Annotated in this window: 18 protein-coding genes; 7 read left to right on the top strand and 11 right to left on the bottom strand. The window is 70.9% G+C overall.

Features of this window, described 5'->3' with window-relative positions; genetic code table 11:
• Window positions 1-106 precede the first annotated feature (106 nt).
• From AB0M59_RS50850 to AB0M59_RS50835, 4 genes are all read right to left on the bottom strand, one after another.
• Window positions 107-550, bottom strand: coding sequence for an SRPBCC family protein (locus tag AB0M59_RS50850; protein WP_364630771.1), 444 nt, complete (start codon window positions 548-550; stop codon window positions 107-109).
• Window positions 551-554: 4 nt separating this feature from the next.
• Window positions 555-1277 carry a zf-HC2 domain-containing protein gene (locus tag AB0M59_RS50845; RefSeq protein ID WP_364630769.1) on the bottom strand — a complete coding sequence of 241 codons (723 nt, stop codon included), beginning with the start codon at window positions 1275-1277 and terminating at the stop codon, window positions 555-557.
• On the bottom strand, window positions 1274-1825 hold the full coding sequence (locus AB0M59_RS50840) for a sigma-70 family RNA polymerase sigma factor (protein WP_026469270.1): 552 nt from the start codon (window positions 1823-1825) through the stop codon (window positions 1274-1276). Before AB0M59_RS50840 ends, AB0M59_RS50845 begins: the two co-directional genes overlap by 4 nt.
• A 145-nt stretch (window positions 1826-1970) precedes the next feature.
• Entirely contained in the window at window positions 1971-2480 is a 510-nt protein-coding gene (locus AB0M59_RS50835) for a hypothetical protein (protein ID WP_364630766.1), read from the bottom strand.
• A 219-nt stretch (window positions 2481-2699) separates the two neighbouring features.
• Here AB0M59_RS50835 and AB0M59_RS50830 point away from each other — a divergent pair, with 219 nt between their 5' ends.
• Complete coding sequence (locus AB0M59_RS50830; RefSeq protein ID WP_364630763.1) at window positions 2700-3281, top strand: fibronectin type III domain-containing protein; 582 nt, start codon at window positions 2700-2702, stop codon at window positions 3279-3281.
• A gap of 4 nt (window positions 3282-3285) precedes the next feature.
• Here the strand turns inward: AB0M59_RS50830 and uvrA are convergent, their stop codons facing one another.
• Both uvrA and AB0M59_RS50820 read right to left on the bottom strand, forming a co-directional pair.
• Window positions 3286-6147: an excinuclease ABC subunit UvrA gene (gene uvrA, locus AB0M59_RS50825; RefSeq protein WP_364630760.1), complete on the bottom strand. Its 2862-nt coding sequence runs from the start codon at window positions 6145-6147 to the stop codon at window positions 3286-3288.
• A gap of 75 nt (window positions 6148-6222) precedes the next feature.
• A complete protein-coding gene (locus tag AB0M59_RS50820) occupies window positions 6223-7428 on the bottom strand; it encodes an acyltransferase (protein WP_364630757.1) in 1206 nt (401 codons plus the stop codon).
• A gap of 108 nt (window positions 7429-7536) precedes the next feature.
• Here AB0M59_RS50820 and AB0M59_RS50815 point away from each other — a divergent pair, with 108 nt between their 5' ends.
• The 3 genes from AB0M59_RS50815 to AB0M59_RS50805 all read left to right on the top strand — a co-directional run bounded on the left by AB0M59_RS50815 (window position 7537) and on the right by AB0M59_RS50805 (window position 9904).
• Window positions 7537-8214, top strand: coding sequence for an MBL fold metallo-hydrolase (locus AB0M59_RS50815; protein WP_364630754.1), 678 nt, complete (start codon window positions 7537-7539; stop codon window positions 8212-8214).
• On the top strand, window positions 8193-9323 hold the full coding sequence (locus tag AB0M59_RS50810; protein ID WP_364630751.1) for a hypothetical protein: 1131 nt from the start codon (window positions 8193-8195) through the stop codon (window positions 9321-9323). The genes AB0M59_RS50815 and AB0M59_RS50810 overlap by 22 nt, the downstream gene beginning before the upstream one ends.
• Before the next feature lie 98 nt (window positions 9324-9421).
• Window positions 9422-9904, top strand: a complete 483-nt coding sequence (locus tag AB0M59_RS50805) for a hypothetical protein (RefSeq protein WP_364630748.1) — start codon at window positions 9422-9424, stop codon at window positions 9902-9904.
• A gap of 15 nt (window positions 9905-9919) precedes the next feature.
• Here AB0M59_RS50805 and AB0M59_RS50800 read toward each other — a convergent pair whose 3' ends face one another.
• The 5 genes from AB0M59_RS50800 to AB0M59_RS50780 all read right to left on the bottom strand — a co-directional run bounded on the left by AB0M59_RS50800 (window position 9920) and on the right by AB0M59_RS50780 (window position 13496).
• On the bottom strand, window positions 9920-10702 hold the full coding sequence (locus tag AB0M59_RS50800) for a DUF1684 domain-containing protein (protein ID WP_364630745.1): 783 nt from the start codon (window positions 10700-10702) through the stop codon (window positions 9920-9922).
• 20 nt (window positions 10703-10722) lie between these two features.
• Window positions 10723-11337: a hypothetical protein gene (locus AB0M59_RS50795; protein WP_364630742.1), complete on the bottom strand. Its 615-nt coding sequence runs from the start codon at window positions 11335-11337 to the stop codon at window positions 10723-10725.
• Between the two features lie 4 nt (window positions 11338-11341).
• A complete protein-coding gene (locus AB0M59_RS50790; protein WP_364630740.1) occupies window positions 11342-12307 on the bottom strand; it encodes a hypothetical protein in 966 nt (321 codons plus the stop codon).
• 205 nt (window positions 12308-12512) lie between these two features.
• Window positions 12513-12680 (bottom strand): hypothetical protein, encoded by a 168-nt coding sequence (locus AB0M59_RS50785; protein ID WP_364630737.1) that lies wholly within the window; start codon window positions 12678-12680, stop codon window positions 12513-12515.
• Between the two features lie 114 nt (window positions 12681-12794).
• Entirely contained in the window at window positions 12795-13496 is a 702-nt protein-coding gene (locus tag AB0M59_RS50780; RefSeq protein ID WP_364630734.1) for a Crp/Fnr family transcriptional regulator, read from the bottom strand.
• Between the two features lie 176 nt (window positions 13497-13672).
• On the opposite strand from AB0M59_RS50780, the gene rnhA reads away from it, so the two are divergent.
• The 3 genes from rnhA to AB0M59_RS50765 all read left to right on the top strand — a co-directional run bounded on the left by rnhA (window position 13673) and on the right by AB0M59_RS50765 (window position 17846).
• Complete coding sequence (gene rnhA / locus AB0M59_RS50775) at window positions 13673-14134, top strand: ribonuclease HI (RefSeq protein ID WP_364630731.1); 462 nt, start codon at window positions 13673-13675, stop codon at window positions 14132-14134.
• Between the two features lie 41 nt (window positions 14135-14175).
• Window positions 14176-14556: a YchJ family protein gene (locus tag AB0M59_RS50770; protein WP_364630728.1), complete on the top strand. Its 381-nt coding sequence runs from the start codon at window positions 14176-14178 to the stop codon at window positions 14554-14556.
• 212 nt (window positions 14557-14768) lie between these two features.
• Window positions 14769-17846, top strand: a complete 3078-nt coding sequence (locus AB0M59_RS50765; RefSeq protein ID WP_364630726.1) for a CBM35 domain-containing protein — start codon at window positions 14769-14771, stop codon at window positions 17844-17846.
• Window positions 17847-17872 lie beyond the last annotated feature (26 nt).

Raw genomic sequence — 17872 nt, 5'->3', positions numbered from 1 at the left:
TACGTCGTCTCGGCCCTGCTGATGCTCGGCGTCGCGCTCGTCCTCGGCCTCCGGCTGCCGCCGGAGCTCCCGGACCGGCCGCGCGTCTCCTGGCCACATTGGGGCGCTAGGCCAGGTAGGCCGACAGTCCACGGTGGCCCCGCCGCATCATCAGCGCGTGGTTCGCGCGGAAGAGCGGCCGGGCCACCGCGTCGAGCCGCCGCAGCAGCTCCTTGCGAGCCTGGACGTCCTGGGTGATCTGCAGGAGCGTGCCCGCGCCCGCCGCGCGGACCGCTCCGGCGAGCACCCCGTCCAGGTCGCCGCTCAACCGGACCCGCAGCAGTCCCGCCCGCTCGTCCTGGTGCTCCCGGTGCATCCGGACCACCAGGCGGAACGGGAGCCGGGACCGGCAGATCAGCTCGGCGGTGTCGTCGTCCACCCGGCGCACCGTGCGGACGTCCGACCACCACCGCGGGTAGCCGGCGAGGTCGGTGACCGCACCGAACACCCGCGCGGGCGCGGTACCGGGCAGCAGCCACGTGCTGCTGAACCGGTAGCGCGCGCCCGTCACGCCGTCACACCTGGGCCGAGACCAGCTTCCGGCCGTCCACCGTGACGATGTCGACCGACTTCACGTCGTCGGGCGCCACCAGTGCGGACCCGTCGAGTGAGAAGCCCGAGCTCTCCCACTTCTCCGACACCTGCCAGCTGCCGGCGGTGACCGACTGGCCGTCCTTGGTCGTGACCTGCAGGAGGCACTTCTCCCCCGCCTTCACGCCCTTCACGGCCACGTTCACCCGCACCCAGCCCTGGAACGGGCTCACCGACGCGGCCAGCTGCACGCCGGTTGTCGGATCACGCCCTTCGATGCTCTTGGTGCCCGGCACGTCGGTCGCCGGCGCGGGGATCGCGATCGGCTCGCTGCCCCCACCCGTCTGCCGGCCGACCAGGATCCCGCCGCCGAGCGCGGCCACCACGAGCACCGCCGCCGCGACCAGGGCCAGGCCCCGGCGTGACGTCGAACGCCCCGAGCGGACCGGCGCCGCCGTCTCTTCGTCGCGCACCCGCCGCAGGGTCTTCTGCAGCAGCAGGTCCCCGCCTTCGGGCGGCCCGTCGAGGAACGCCTCGGGCGGTACCTCGTCGAGCGACTCCCGCAGAGCCACGAGCTCGTTCAGGTCGAACCGGCACTGCGCGCAGGTCTGCAGGTGCCGCCGCTCGAAGTCGGCCGCCTCCCCGGGATCGAGCGCGCCGAGGGCGTACGCGCCGAGCTGCGTGTGACTCTCGTCGACCGAGTTCATCGCGCCACCTCCGTTCCGCTCGAAATCATCGCTGCTCTCAGTGCTCTCAGTGCGTAGTAGGACCGTGATTTCACGGTACCCGGTGCGACGCCGAGTGTTCTCGCCGCTTCGGCCACCGTCCGTCCCCGGTAGTAGATCTCCACCAGGACCTCTCGGTGCTCGTTGGAAAGGCCGTCCATCGCGCCGAGCACCGTCATCGAGTCGACCACGCCCTGGGCGTGATCGCGCTCGACGGCGGGCGTCGGCACGCCTTCGGCCGGTTCGGCCACCTCCTGTGGCCGGGCCGCCCGGGCACGTGCCCGGTCGGTGACCAAGTTGCGCGCGACGGTCAGCAACCAGCCGCGCACCGAGCCCTTCCCGTCGTTCTGCAGGTCGTCCGCGTGCTTCCACGCTCGGACCAGCGTCTCCTGGACCACGTCCTCGGCTGCCGCCCGATCACCGGTCAGCCTCGTCGCGTAGGCCAGCAGGCTTCGCCCGTGCTCGGCGTAAAGCTGCCGAATCAGGTCTTCGCCTTTGGCCTTCTTAGGCCGCCTGCCTCCTATGGCCACCCTCGTCCTCCCGACGGTGTTCTGAGTCGTCGAGGACAGTAGTGCAACCCTCAGCTCCACCGGCGGTGCGTGCGCCGAGCGCAGCGCGACCATGGTGTTCATCGGCTGCCCGTCCTTCCTCGTGCTGCCCGGAATCCGTCGGTGTTCAGTAGCCGGAGCCACCGGCCGCGGGCTGCGCCGCGGTGATCTTGCTGCCGTCCGGGGCGACGGCGAACCAGGTGCCGTTGGCGCCCTGGCCGTTCATCTGCCCGGGGGCCTTGTCGCCCGAGAACTCGTAGAGCGCCCAGCCGTTGAGCGTGAGCTGCTTGCTGCCGTCCGGGCGCGCCAGCGTGCCGATCTGGCTGTCCTGGATGCCCTCGAGCATCGGCGAGCCGTCGCCGGCCAGCGCCGGTGGCCAGGTCGTGGCGCACTGGGCGTCGCAGTGGGACATCGGCGGCGTCGCCATGTCCTTGTCGAACCGGTAGAGCGTCTTGCCCGCGGCGTCGGTGACGACCGTCCCGACGCCGGCGACCTCGGTCGCGGCCAGCATCACGTGCCCAGGCTGCCCGTGGTCCGGGTTCCCGGCCCCCGCGGAGGCCATGTCGCCGCAGGCCGACAGGGGGGCGACGACGGCGATCGCGGCGGCGCACAAACTGGCCGTCCGGATACGGTTCATGACGTTCTCTCCTCGGTGAGGGCGGCACCGCCGTCCGGCGGACCTCGACACCTCAGACACGGACGGTTGCACGAAACGGTTCAGCGGGGTTTCGCGCGGTTCGGTGCCGGTTCGGGGCCGGATTGGTGTGTTCCGGTGATCGGCACGATCTTGTCGCCGTGCGGGCGGGTTCCTAAGCTGATCACGTTCGCCGCCGCCCCCGATCCCGCGGGAGCCGCCGTGTCCGTGAAACCCCTCTTCGTCGTGGCGCTGCTGGCCGCGGGCTGTTCCGCTTCCGCGCCGGCACCGTCGTTCGCCGCGACGCTCACCTCGCCCACGGACGTCGTGCTGAGCTGGCCGGACGACGCCGACGGCCACCGCGTCGAGTACGCGAACGACCCCGCCGGGCCGTGGACGACCTTGCGGTTCCTCCCCGCCCACACGACGAGCTACCACCACCCGGACCTGATCCCGGAGACACCGTTCTACTACCGGGAGCAGCCGTTCAGCGGCCCGGTGTCGGCGGAGACGACCGTGGGCGCGCCGGCGGCCCCGGACGCGGCGGGGCTGCACGCGGTCGCGTCGGGCGACACGGTGACGTTCACGTGGGCCGATCGTTCGGCCGACGAAGCCGGGTTCCTCCTGGAGATGCGGCGGCCGGGCTCGCCGGGGTTCGACCCGGTCGAGGTGACCGACCCGGACGCCACGACGTGCGCGCTGTCGACCCTCCCGGGTGAAGAGGGCGCGGCCTACCGGCTCCGGGCGCTGCACTACGGGCCGCTCTCGCCGGTGGTCCACCAGACCACCGGCGAGGAGCGGTGACCCGTTATTCGGGCGTGAGGACCGTGCGCAGGAACTCGCCCGTGTAGCTCTCCTCGACCCCCGCGACGTGCTCCGGGGTGCCCTCGGCGACGATCGTGCCGCCGCCGTTGCCGCCTTCGGGGCCCATGTCGATGATCCAGTCGGACGTCTTGATCACGTCGAGGTTGTGCTCGATCACGATCACCGAGTTGCCCTTGTCGACCAGCCCGTTGATCACGCCGATCAGCTTGTTGATGTCCTCGAAGTGCAGACCGGTCGTCGGCTCGTCGAGGATGTACACCGTCTTGCCCGTCGAGCGCTTCTGCAGCTCGCTGGCCAGCTTGACGCGCTGCGCCTCACCACCGGAGAGCGTCGGCGCGGGCTGCCCGAGCCGGACGTAGCCGAGGCCGACGTCCACCAGCGTCTGCAGGTGGCGGTGGATGGCCTTGATCGGCTCGAAGAACTCCGCCGCCTCCTCGATGGGCATGTCGAGCACGTCCGAGACGGTCTTGCCCTTGTAGTGCACCTCGAGGGTTTCCCGGTTGTACCGCGCGCCCTTGCAGACCTCGCAGGGGACGTAGACGTCCGGCAGGAAGTTCATCTCGATCTTGATCGTGCCGTCGCCGGCGCACGCCTCGCAGCGGCCGCCCTTGACGTTGAACGAGAACCGGCCCTGCTGGTAGCCGCGGACCTTCGCCTCGGTCGTCGCGGCGAACAGCTTCCGCACGTGGTCCCAGACGCCGGTGTAGGTGGCCGGGTTGGACCGCGGGGTCCGCCCGATCGGCGACTGGTCGACGCGCACCAGCTTGTCGACGTGGCCGAGGCCGTTGACCCGGGTGTGGCGGCCCGGCACCTGGCGGGCGCCGTTGAGCTTGTTCGCCAGCACCGTCGCCAGGATGTCGTTCACCAGCGTCGACTTGCCCGAGCCGGAGACGCCGGTGACGGAGACCAGGGCGCCGAGCGGGAACGAGACGTCCAGGCCGCGCAGGTTGTGCTCGCGCGCGCCGACGACGGTCAGCTGCCGCTTCTTGTCGATCGGCCGCCGGATCGCCGGAATCTCGATCTTGCGGCGCCCGGACAGGTACTGCCCGGTGATCGACTCCTTGCTCTTCAGCAGCTTCTTGTACGGTCCACTGTGGACGATGTGACCGCCGTGCTCGCCCGCGCCCGGGCCGATGTCGACCACCCAGTCGCTCGAGCGGATCGTGTCTTCGTCGTGCTCGACGACGATCAGCGTGTTCCCCAGGTTGCGCAGCCGGGTCAGCGTCTCGATCAGGCGGTGGTTGTCGCGCTGGTGCAGGCCGATGGACGGCTCGTCGAGCACGTACAGCACGCCGACCAGGCCGGACCCGATCTGCGTCGCGAGCCGGATGCGCTGCGCCTCGCCGCCCGAGAGCGTCGCCGACGCGCGGTCGAGCGAGAGGTACGTCAGGCCGACGTCGAGGAGGAAGCGCAGCCGCGCCTGGATCTCCTTGAGCACCGCGCCGGCGATCATCGACTCGCGCTGCCCGAGCTCCAGCTCGTCGAGGAACTGCGACGCCTCCGCGATGGACAGCCCGCAGACCTCGGCGATCGACATGTCGCCGCGGGACTTGTGCGCCAGCGTGACGGCGAGGATCTCCGGCTTGAGCCGGGTGCCCTGGCAGGCCGGGCACGGCACCTCGCGCATGTAGCCCTCGTACCGCTCGCGCATGTACTCGGACTCGGTCTGCTCCTGGCGTCGCTCGAGGAACGGGATGACGCCCTCGAAGGCCGCGTAGTACGACCGCTGGCGGCCGTAGCGGTTCTTGTAGCGGACGTGCACCTGGTCGTCGACGCCGTGCAGGACGGCCTTCTGGGCGCGCGCGGGCAGCCGGCGCCACGGCGTGTCCATCCGGAAGCCGATGGTCTCCGACAGCGACTCCAGCAGCCGGATGAAGTAGTCCGCGCTCTGCCCGCCCGACCACGGCGCGATCGCGCCCTCGGCCAGGGACAGCTCGTCGTCCGGGACCACCAGCTCCGGGTCGACCTCCTTGCGGATGCCGATGCCGGTGCACTCGGGGCAGGCGCCGTAGGGCGAGTTGAAGGAGAACGAGCGGGGCTCGAGGTCCTCGATGGCCAGCGGGTGGCCGTTGGGGCAGGCCAGGTTCTCGGAGAAGCCGCGGATGCGGTGCGGGTCGTTCTCGGGCAGGTCGACGAACTCCAGCTCGATCAGCCCGTCGGCCAGCCGCAGCGCCGTCTCGACCGAGTCGGTGAGCCGCTGGCGCGAGCTCGACTTCACGCTCAGCCGGTCGATCACCACGCCGATCTGGTGCTTTTCCTGCTTCTTCAGCTTCGGCGGGTCGGTGAGCGCGTGGACCGTGCCGTCGACGACCACGCGCGCGTAGCCCTGCTGCTGCAGGTTCTCGAACAGGTCGACGTACTCGCCCTTGCGCCCGCGCACCACCGGCGCGAGCACCTGGAAGCGGACGCCTTCGTCCATCTCCAGCACCTGGTCGACGATCTGCTGCGGGGTCTGCTTGCTGATCGGCTCGCCGCACTTGGGGCAGTGCGCCTTCCCGGCTCGCGCGTAGAGCAGGCGCAGGTAGTCGTAGACCTCCGTGATCGTGCCCACGGTCGAGCGCGGGTTGCGGGAGGTCGACTTCTGGTCGATCGACACCGCAGGCGAGAGGCCCTCGATGAAGTCGACGTCCGGCTTGTCCATCTGCCCCAGGAACTGGCGGGCGTACGCCGAGAGCGACTCGACGTAGCGACGCTGCCCTTCGGCGAAGATGGTGTCGAAGGCGAGGCTCGACTTCCCGGACCCGGACAGACCGGTGAACACGATCAGGCTGTCGCGGGGCAGGTCGAGATCCACGCCGCGGAGGTTGTGCTCGCGGGCGCCGCGAACAACGAGGCGATCAGCCACGCCAGGGTCCCTTCAGTGTCATTCTTTGCTGCGGTCGCCGGCCCGGTAGGAGGCTGCACGGGCGGCCTCTCAATGCTACGAGCCACCACCGACAAAAACTGGCTCCGCGTCCTTGACCTGCGGTTCTTCCGGCTTCCGGCGGGTGGTGAGCCACCGGTGGACCGGCCGTTCGACCCCCGCGGTGACCGCCCAGCCGGCCAGCACGGCGGCGCCGACGACCACGGGGAGCCGCAGCCAGCCGGGCAGGCCGGCGTCGAGCAGGGCGCGGGCCAGGACGTAACCCAGCTCCTGGTGCACCAGGTAAAGACCATACGAGATGCCCGCGAGCCACGTGACGGCCGGGGCGATCCTCGCCAGTCCGGGGAACCGCCAGTCCGGGCCGCGGGCGGCCAGGCAGACCAGCAGCAGGAGCACGGCGAACCCGATCGTGGACGGCCAGCGCAGGGCGTCCTGCGGCAGCGCGACGTGGAACGGGAAGACCTGCAGGTCCTGCGCGGCGACGGCGGCGACGACGAACAGCGCGGCGTGCCACGTCTTGAGCCGGTGCTGCGACCAGAGCCACAGCGCGATGCCGATGGCGAAAACGTGCAGCCGGTGCAGGCCCAGGCCGTAGAAGAAGGTCTCGACGACCGGGCTCGCCGTTCCCGGCGGGAAAACGACGAAGCGAAGCGCGAGCGGGACCAGGATCAGGGCCCACAGCAGTGCGACGGTCAGCCGGTGGGTGCGCCACGACCGGGGCCACAGCAGAGCGGCGCCGGTGAAGGCCAGCAGCTGCACCGGCAGCGTCCAGTAGGAGCCGTCGAGGTAGTAGAACGTGGCCGAGCGCACGCCCCACTCCTGCACCATGCCGAGGTTGGCGACCAGGTCGAGCCCGGTCGGGATGTACCACGGCGCCGGGTTCGCCGGCGGCCCCTGCGGCACGCCGAAGAGGAACCCCGTCACGCCGTGCGGGTAGGGCAGGCCGCTGAAGGAGATGGCCGCCCACCGCGTCACGACGTACGTCACCAGGACGGCGACGAAGTAGGCCGGCACGAGGCGCGCGACGCGGTTCCACAGCCACCGGCGCGGATTGCCCTTGCGGAGGCTCGCGCAAACGAAGAAGGCGGAGATCACCAGCAGGATCGCGGCGCCGAACTGCGCTGTCACCCGGAAGGGGTACCCCGTCAGTTCCGGGTGCAGGAGCGCACCCTGGTGGGTGACGTGCCCGAGGATCACCGCGAGGACGGCGACGACGCGGAGGAGGTCCCAGCTGATCCGGCGCGGCGTCGGGGAGGTGGGCACGGTCGTCCTGAGGTCGGCTGGCGGGGGCTGCCGTGAGCGTACGTGGACCCGCGGGCGCGCGCTTGTGCGGGTGGAACCGCTTGGAGCGAAACGACTACCGTGTGCAGGGTGAACATCGTGGAGACCTACACCGGGCACGTCGACCCGGGCGGCGACGCCACCCGGCGGACCCTGGACGCGCTGACCATCACCAAGCTGTCCGTCGGCCCGATGGACAACAACACGTACCTGCTGGTGTGCCGGGCGACGCAGGAAGCGCTGCTGATCGACGCGGCCAGCGACCCGGAGCGCATCTCGGACCTGATCGGCCACGGCCCCGACCGGCCCGCTTTGAAGACGGTCGTCACCACTCACCAGCACCAGGACCACTGGCAGGCGCTGGGCGCGGTGGCCGGAGCCAACGGGGCGAACACCGCGGCCCATCCGCTGGACGCTTCGCCGCTGCCGGTGCCGCCGGACTTCCTGGTGGAGCACGGCGACACGGTGGCCGTGGGCCAGGTCACTCTCTCGGTGATCCACCTGCGCGGGCACACGCCGGGATCGATCGCGTTGCTGTACCGGGATCCTTCGGGGCGCCCGCACCTGTTCACCGGCGACTCGCTGTTCCCGGGCGGCGTGGGGCGGACCACGTCGCCGGAGGACTTCGCGTCGTTGCTGGACGACGTGTCGACGCGGATCTTCGACGAGCTGCCGGACGAGACGTGGTTCTACCCGGGGCACGGCGATGACTCGACGCTGGGCGCGGAGCGGGCGAAGTTGAAGGAGTGGCGAGAGCGCGGCTGGTGACGGCGGTGTCCGATGACTTCGACGACTGGTTCCCCAAGCGGAACGCCGCGATCCTCGACGCCGCCGGAAGCCTGACGACGGCGACCGGTCCGCGTGACCTGGAACAGGCCACGGCCGAGCTGGTCGGTGGCGAACTCCACCAGGCGATCCACGGGGAGACCGGCGGGCTGATCCTCGACCTCTGGCTCAGGTCGCTCATCATCGACGCCCGGATCCGGCTCGTGGAAGGCGGCCCGGACGAGGGCATCCGGTACCTGCTGCACGGCGTCACCGCGATCGGGCCGCCGGATGCGGTGAAAGAAGCGCGGCTCGCGCTGAAGCGCACCCGGTGGGCGAGCTCCGGCCCCACCTGGCTCGGGGGCATGGCCAAGCCGAAGGCCGGTCGGGACGTCCGGCGCCTCGAAGACCGTTACGGCACTCGCCTGGGCATCGTCATGGAGTACGCCTTCCCCGGGGGATCACCGATGGCGTACCTGTTCGACGTGGACGCGAGCGGCATCCCCCTCCTGGTGGACTCGGGCGTCCACGACGATGCCGCCCGGGCCGCGGACGCGTGGCGCGCGGCCGCCGGCGACACCGCGACGGACGCGCCGCTCGAAGCCGTGACGTCGAGCGGTGAGCTCCGGGCGCTCGCCCAGCTGGACCTGCAAACCCCCTTCGGCGACGAAACCCGGAGCCGGGCGGACGACTGGTACCGCGCGCAACGCCGGGTCCAGGACCTCGCGGCCGCCCTGCGCTCGACCGCGCACCCGCTGCCCCCGCAGCGTTCCTTCTTCGACGAGGACACCACGCCACTGGTCGAGGAGTTCTCCGAGTGGCACGTGGCCCGCCACGGCCACGCACCCGACGAGGAGCTCACCGGAATCCTGGCCGGAGAATGGCAGGAGGGGATCCTGCCGCAGACCACCTACTGCGTCTCCCCGCAGCGGATCGAATACCAGCTGAGCATCATCGGCGACACCTTCGAGCCGGAAACGGTGGCGGAGCTCCGGAACCTCATCCGGATCTGGAGCCGCTGGCTCGGCGAACGCGACGGATTGCCCGAAGACCTGCTGGCGCGGATCGACCGGGCGACGCGAACCCGTCCGGCGCAGCCGGGTAACGCTTGAACCGTCAAACCCGCACCACCGGGCAACTTCCCGGACGAACCGGACGTCCCCCGTTGACCCAGCGCTGGGACTTCCACCGGTTCACCAGGAGGCCCACCATGTCCAGACCCGTGCGACGCGCGCTCGTCGCTGTCACCCTGCTCACCGCCGGCACGCTCGCGGCCGCCGCGCCGGCTCAAGCCGCTCCCACCATCCCGGCCATGACGAACATCCGGACCGGGAACAACCCCGGTTTCGACCGGATCGTGCTCGACCTGACGTCGGGGCCCGCGCCCGCTGTCAGCTACCAGCTCGTCGACGAGCTCACCGCCGACCCGAGCGGGGAAATCGTGTGGCTGACCGGTGAGTACTTCGTCAACGTCAGCGCGACACCCGCCGCCGCGCACGACGCCGGCGGGAATCCGACCTACACCGGGCCGCCGAAGTTCCGGACGCGGAACCTCGCCAACGTCATGGCCGTCGCCGTCACCGGGGACTTCGAGGCGCACCTCGCGGTCGGGCTCGGCGTGCGGTCGCGGACCGCGGTGAACGTCTTCACGCTCACCGCGCCCAACCGCGTCGTCATCGACGTCGCCCACTGAAAGCGGGCGGGGGAGTCACCCGCGCTCGTACGGGATCTTCTCCCCCGCCTCCACCGCGAACGGCAGGTGGTTGCCCGCCGGCGGCAGCGGGCACGTCGCGAAGTCGGTGAACGCGCACGGCAGATTCACAGCCCGGTTGAAGTCCAGAGTCACCGACCCGTCCGGCGAAGGCTCGCCGACCGGCAGCGAGCGGTTCGCCGCGTACGTCGTCACGCCGCTCGTCTCGTCGGTGAACAGGATGCTGAAGCCGCCGTTCTTGCCGTTGAACGCGGTCAGCGTGTGCGCCTCTCCCCCGAACGAGAAGTGGACCAAGCCCGGCGCCGTGTAGACGTGGCTGAGGCCCTCCACCACGGCCCCGACCGTCGTGGGCCGCGGCGCGTCGAACGGCTCGAAGCGGCCCGAGACCACCCAGGACGGCGACGGCTCGTACGCCGGGACGCCGTGGAACTCGCGCAGGACCTCGGCCTTCGGGTCGTGCACGCGGATCAGGTACCCGGACCGCCGGGCGACCTCGATCTCGACGTCGCCGGCCAGCACCCGCGTGCCCGCGCCGCTGTTGACCAGCTCGAACCGGCGGGTCCCGGTGATCGGCGAACCCTCGTGCGAAAGCGACGCGCCGGCCGGGTCGACGTACGCCGCGTCGGCGTCCTGCCACCAGCGGCCGGGGATGCCCGGGTACTCCCGCGGCGCGTCGGTCAGCCAGTCGAGCGACACCAGCGCCAGCCAGCCGTGGGGTGCCGCGAGGTCCTCCTCGCGGTGGGTCTTCCAGTCCTGCCACTCGCTCGTGAACGTGCTCATCGCGGGCCCCTTCTGCTCGGCTACGAAGGTGCCAACCCACCAGCGGAGCCGGTATTCCGCGTCCCAGTATCCGGGCCGGTCCACAGCCACGCGATTTCCCGCTCGCCACCGGCGGGAACCACGACCCGCCGGAACTCCGCCGCGGCCGGCTCGTCGGCGATCGCCGCGTGGAACCGGTCGGAGACGATCAGCAGCCGGTCGCGCTCCGGCGCCGCGGCCATCGCCGACTTCAGCACCTCCGCTTCGCACAGCCAGACCGCCAGCGCGATCGCGGCGCCGCCGAAGTTCGGCGGCCGCAGCACGACGTCGCCGTGGTCGGCGGCGAGCCGCAGCCGCAGCCTGCCGAACTCGTTGAGGTGGCGGTTGCGGCGCCGCAGCGCCTCGGCCACCTCGCCGGCGAACCCCGTCGCGACCCACCCCAGCGGCACGGTCGGCGGGATGACCAGCGTCGTGTTGTCCCCTTCCGGCCGGCGGTACCAGGTCGGCGTGCGGTACGGCACCGGGACGTGGTCGAACACCTCGTCCAGCACCCCGTCGAGGGTGGCGCCCAGGTGCACCGCGCGGGCCGTGCCACCGCGGCTCGGGGAGACGATCCCGATCCGGACGACGGTCGCGGCCACCGGGACGGTGCGCATGGCCTCAGTCCTCCCGGGGATCGAAGGACCACTGCAGGCCGTAGCTCAGCCCCTGGTGCAGCTCGTGGAACTCGAGCGCCACCTCGCCGACCCGGTTGACCGTCAGCGCGTCCCCCGAGTCGACGCCGTCGTCGACCACCCGGCCCGGCACGCCGTTGAGCCGCCACACGCGCGGCGGCGGGTTCGCGCGGTCGAACCGGACGCGCACCGAGAACTCTTCGCAGCGGCGCAGGGGTGTCATGACGTAGTACGGCCGCAGCGACGTGCGCCGCGGCGCGAAGCGGATCCCGTACTCGTGCCGCTGACCGAGCCGCAACGGGCTGGGGAGCCGCATGACGAACTGCGCGTGGCTCGCCGAAACCTGGCGCGATTCGACGATCTCGCCGCCGAACAGGACTTCGGCGGCGATGTCCGGCACCGGGTCGCTGCCGGGCTCGGCCGGGACGCTGAACGAGAGCACCAGCTCGTCGAGCTCGTCGACCTCCGCGACGATCCGGCGTTCCTCCTGCAGGTCCGGCGGGTCGCGGTCGAGCCGGAGCACCGCCTTCGTCGACTCGGCGTACCAGCCGGCCAGCGGGTGCCGGTCGCGGTCCGGCGGGGGCGCGCCGAGCAGCTCGTCGAGCCGGCGGAACGCGAGGTCGATCCGGCGGCGCGCGGTGCGCGGGTCGCGGTCCAGGACGCTGGCCAGCCACGAGATCCGCCGGTCGAGGAACTCCCCCGCGGCCTCTTCGTGCAGGCCGAACGCCGCGAGCGCGGCCAGCCGCAGGTCGGCCGGCAGGCGTCCGCACAGCTCGGTGAGCCGCAGCACGAGCTTCTGCCGGGCGGCGGAGGGCTGGTCGGCGCCGGCGATCCCGCACGCCTCGCGCAGGCAGGGACCGATCCGCTGGTGCAGGTCGGCCGCGTCGAGCCCGCGGCCGCGGCGCAGTTCGTTCAGCTCGCGCACGAACGGGAAGGAGTTCTCCGGCCGCATCCCACCCCCTTCCGGCGCCGCGGTGAAATGACAGCCCACATTACCAAGAACGGTTCCGCGCGGGGGTGACAGATCGCGGACACCCGCATTCACGGAAATACCCGGCCGGCCGACCCCCCACGAGCCGGCCGGCCGGGCTGCCGCGGGTCAGTTCGCGCCGAAGATCAGCGCCCAGATCGAGTGGCTCTCCATCACACACACCTCCTCATCGCTGCACCCAGGCCGAGGCGGAGAACGGGGCGGAGCCGTGTGACGCCGGCGCGGCCGGTTCCGCCGCGTTTCCGGCGGCCGCCAGGAATCCGGCGACAGCACCGACCACGAACGCGACGAAGACCGATTTCACCAGGGTCAAGATCTTGCAGTAGACGTTCACGGCAAAGCACTCCCCGACCTCGCTCGAAATGGAATCCGGCCGGTCGGCATCTGATTTCTTTTCCGGCCGGAACCCAGGATCTCGCCGGGGGCGGGTCCGCTCAGAGGTCCGCTGTCACGGGCGGTGTGTGCCGTTTGGCTCAGAACGGGCGAAGGCGCGCAGGACGCGCGGCTCGCGGATGAGGATGCGGCGGCGGCCGGTCTCGACGATCCCCCGCTCGCGCAGCATGCGCAACGCCCGTGCGACGGTACGCCGGGCCGCGCCGATCTGCGCGCCGATGTCCTCCTGCGAGCCCTCGACGATCACGCCCTCGGGGACGCGCCGGCCGTGCTCCTTCGCCAGCCGGACCAGGACCACCGCGACGCGGCGGCTGACGTCGAAGGCCGCGGAGTCGACCCGGGCCGACTCGGCGTTGCGGAGCCGGGCCGCGACCGTCTTGATCGTCGCGATGGCGATCTCGGGGCGGGCGTGCAGGACGTCGACGAACTCCGCGCCGGTCAACTGGAAGACGATGCAGGGTTCGATCGCGCGCACCGACGCCGACCGCGGCCGACCGGTGACGGCGGCGAGGTCGCCGAGCACCTCGCCGGGGCCGCGCAGGCCGAAGAGCACCTCGCGGCCGTCCTCGACGATCGTGGAGACGCGCACCCAGCCGGAGACCAGCACGTGGACGTGGTCGGAGGGGTCGCCCTCCATGAGCACGACGTCGTTCGCGCGGAACCGGCGGCGGGTGCCCCGGGCGAGCAGGTAGTCGCGATCGGCGTCCGCGAGATAGGCCAGGAGCGCTCCCTCGGCCGTGTTGTCGTGCCCGCTCATGGCTCCCCTCCGGATCTCCACCGTACTGTGCCGTTCGTTACTGATCCGACCACAGTCACGGCCGGATGGCTTTTGTGGCAATCGCACGTACCGCTCGAGGGCCGGCCTACTTTTGGTCGGATCAGTAACCCGGCGTGGCGGGCCGGGGCGAGGGCCGAGACCGGTAGGGTCGCCGCGTGGACGTGGAGATCTTCACCGACGGCGCGTGCAGCGGAAACCCGGGACCGGGCGGCTGGGGCGCGGTCCTCCGCTACGGGCGGCACGAGCGCGAGCTGTACGGCGGCGAAGCCACCCCGACGACGAACAACCGGATGGAGCTGACCGCGCCGATCCGCGCGCTGGAGAGCCTGACCCGGCCGTCGCAGGTCCGCGTGTACACGGACAGCACGTACGTGCGCAACGGGATCATGCAGTGGCTGCCGCGCTGGAAGAAGAACGGCTGGCAGACGGCGGCGCGCGAACCGGTGAAGAACGCGGATCTGTGGCAGCGCCTGGACGCGGCGGCGGGCTCGCACGAGGTCGAGTGGCTCTGGGTGAAGGGCCACGCGGGACACCCGGAGAACGAGCGCGCCGACCGGCTCGCGGTACGGGGAGCGCAAGAAGCCCGGGAAACCGGGAAGCCGGTCAACGCGGAATAGTCCTCAGTAGACGGTCGCGGCCGCCGTGGGATGATTTCGTCATGCCTCCCGCCTCGTGCCCGTGCGGCCTCGCCGAGTCCTATGCCGCCTGCTGCGGCCGGTTCCACGAAGGCGGCGTCGCGGCGCCGACCGCCGAGCTGCTCATGCGTTCGCGGTTCAGCGCCTTCGCCGTCGGGGACACCGCGTACCTGCTGCGCACCTGGCACCCGGACACCCGCCCGCGTCGGCTGAGCCTCGACGCCGGCCAGGAGTGGACGCGGCTGGAGATCCTCGGCCGTACGGGAGGCGGGCTCCTGCACACCGAAGGCACGGTCGAGTTCCGGGCGCACTACCGCCACCACGGCCGCGACGGCTTCCTCGAGGAGAACAGCCGATTCCGCCGCGCGGACGGCCACTGGGTCTACCTCGACGCGGAAGTGTGATGGGGACCCGCCGCCGTGTACCGCTCAACGGGATGCCCGTGGCAGACGGGTTCGCTGCTACCGGGGACGCCGGACGAGCCGCCCGGGTCCGACCGGAAACGCCCCTGTTCTCCGGGTGACCGGACCGCTACGATCGTCCGCAATTGTTAGGAAAGTTCCCTAACGATGGTCCGCTGTCCCCCACGCCGCCGCGGTGCCTAGGAGGCGCGCAAGTGAGCTATCGGCAGAGAAGATCCCGGACCCTCGTGGCGGCGGCGGTGCTCGCCGTCGCCGTGAGCGGGGCGACCGTCCCGGCGGCGACCGGCCAGGAGCAGGCAAGAGCGGTCGTCACCGCCGCGGCACCGGCCACCGCCGTCCCCGGCTTCCTCATCCAGACGTCGGCGCAGGTCAGCGACGACTCGGCGGTGTCCAAGCCCGGCTTCAACACCGCCGGCTGGTACCCCGTCGGCCCCCGGTCGACCGTCTACGCCGGCCTGCTGGCCAACGGCAAGTACGCCGACCCCTTCTACTCGACGAACATGAAGAACGTGCCGACCGCGGACTTCAAGGTCCCGTGGTGGTACCGCACCGACCTCACCGTCACCGACACCACCCAGCGCACCTACCTCGACTTCAGCGGCGTGCTGTCCAAGGCCGACGTCTGGGTCAACGGGACGCGGATCGCGGACAAGACGCAGGTCAACGGTGCTTACACGCGTCACGACCTGGACATCACCGCGCAGGTGAAGGCCGGGACGAACAGCATCGCGTTCAAGGTCTACCCGAACGACCCGAACAAGGACCTGTCGATGGGCTGGATCGACTGGGCGCAGACCCCGCCGGACCAGAACATGGGCATCGTGCGGGACGTCCTCGTCCGGCGCAGCGGCCCGGTGGCGCTGCGCGGCGGCCACGTCGTCACGAAGCTGACCGGGACCACCCACGCCGACCTCACGGTCAAGGCCGACGTCCGCAACGACTCGGCGGCCGCGGTCTCGACGACGGTCTCCGGCACGGTCGCCGGCAAGGCGATCAGCCAGACGGTGAGCCTGGCGGCCAAGGAGAAGAAGACCGTCACGTTCGGCGTGGTCGGGATCGACAACCCGCAGGTCTGGTGGCCGGCCGGGATGGGCGGGCAGCCGCTCTACGACCTCGACCTGACCGCGAACGCCGGCGGCGCGGCGTCCGACACCTCGCACTCGAGCTTCGGCGTGCGCGAGGTCAAGGCGCCGAAGAACTCCAGCGGCGGCCGGTCGTACACGATCAACGGACGCCCGCTGCTGATCAAGGGCGGCGGCTACTCGCCGGACCTGTTCCTGCGCTGGAACGAGCAGTACGCGGCGGACAAGCTCGCCTACGTCAAGGACCTCGGGCTCAACACCGTGCGCCTGGAGGGGCACATCGAGCCGGACGAGTTCTTCGACCTCGCCGACCGGATGGGCGTGCTCACGCTGCCCGGCTGGGAGTGCTGCGACAAGTGGGAGGGCCAAGTCAACGGCGACGAGAAGGGTGACCCGTGGACGGCCGCGGACTACCCGGTCGCGAAGGCGTCGATGACCGCGGAGGCCGAGCGCCTGCGCGACCACCCGAGCGTCATCTCGTTCCTGATCGGCAGTGACTTCGCTCCCGACGCGACGATCGAGAAGAACTACCTCGACGCGCTCAGCGCCGCGGACTGGGCCACGCCGGTGGTCCCGGCCGCGTCGGCGAAGTCGTCGCCGCAGCTCGGGTCGTCCGGCATGAAGATGAACGGGCCGTACGACTACGTCCCGCCGAACTACTGGTACGACAAGGCGCACAGCGACCTCGGGGGTGCGTGGAGCTTCAACTCCGAGACCAGCGCCGGGCCGGACATCCCGACGATGGACACGCTCAAGCGGATGATGTCCTCGAGCGAGCTCGACACGATGTGGAAGAGCCCGTCGACCGCGCAGTACCACCGGTCGTCGTCGGAGACGTTCGCCAACCTGAAGCTCTTCGGCGACGCGCTGACCGGCCGCTACGGCAAGCCGGCGAGCCTCGACGACTTCGTCCGGAAGGCGCAGCTGGCGCAGTACGAGAACGTCCGCGCCGAGTTCGAGTCGCACTCGCGCAACTTCAGCGACAGCTCGAACCCGGCCACCGGGATCATCTACTGGATGCTCAACAGCGGCTGGACGTCGCTGCACTGGCAGCTGTTCGACACCTACCTCGACCAGAACGGCTCCTACTTCGGGGCCAAGAAGGCGAACGAGCCGCTGCACATCCAGTACTCGTACGACACCAAATCCGTCGTCGTGGTGAACCACAACCACGACGCGGCGTCGAACCTCACCGCGTCCGTCAAGCTCTACAACCTGGACGGCACGGAGAAGTTCAACCAGTCGAAGAGCGTCTCGGTGGGCGGTGACGGCGCGAAGACCACCGCGCTGACCATCGGTTCGGTGAGCGGCCTGTCGACGACGTACCTGGCGAAGCTGGTCCTGACCGACCCGTCGGGCAAGGAGGTCAGCCGCAACGTGTACTGGCTGTCCACCAAGGCCGACACGCTCGACTGGAACAACAGCGACTGGTACTACACGCCGACGACGTCGTACGCCGACCTGTCCGGGCTGAACGGCCTGGCGCAGGTGCCGCTCGGGTCGACCGCCACCTCGACGGCCAACGGCGACGGCACCACGACGACCAAGGTGACGCTGACGAACGGCTCGGCGAACAAGGTGCCGGCGTTCTTCGTCGACGCGCACGTCCTCGGCGCGGCGGGCGCGCCGGTGCTGCCGGTGCGGTGGACCGACAACCAGGTCAGTCTCTGGCCGGGCGAGTCGACCACGCTGACGGCGACGTACCGGACCGCGGACCTCAAGGGCGCCAAGCCGTCCGTGCGGGTCGCGGGCTGGAACACCGGGACGAAGACGATCCCGGCGGACGGCACGGTCGATCCCGGCCCGGGCGACCCGGTGGACTACCAGGCCGAGAACGCCACGATCACCAGCGGCGTCGCGGAGTCGAACCACGCCGGCTTCACCGGCACCGGGTTCGTCAACTACGACAACGCGACCGGCAGCGCGGTGGAGTTCACCGTGAACGCGGCGGCGGCCGGCCCGGCGAACGTCGTCCTGCGGTTCGCCAACGGCACCACGGTGAACCGGCCGATGGACCTCACGGTGAACGGGACGAAGGTGGCGTCGGCGGTGGCCTTCGGCGGCACGGGGAACTGGGACACCTGGCAGACGGTCACCATCCCGGTGACGCTGACCGCCGGGACGAACAAGATCAAGGCGACGGCGACGACCGCCAACGGCGGCCCGAACGTCGACAAGATCACCGTCTAGGTCCGAGCCGGGGCGGTGTCGTGCCG

The sequence above is a fragment of the Amycolatopsis sp. NPDC051371 genome, assembly GCF_040682155.1.
Lineage (GTDB): Bacteria > Actinomycetota > Actinomycetes > Mycobacteriales > Pseudonocardiaceae > Amycolatopsis.
The sequence above is the reverse complement of the archived record's forward strand: the minus strand, read 5'-3'. Positions and strand labels throughout refer to the sequence as shown.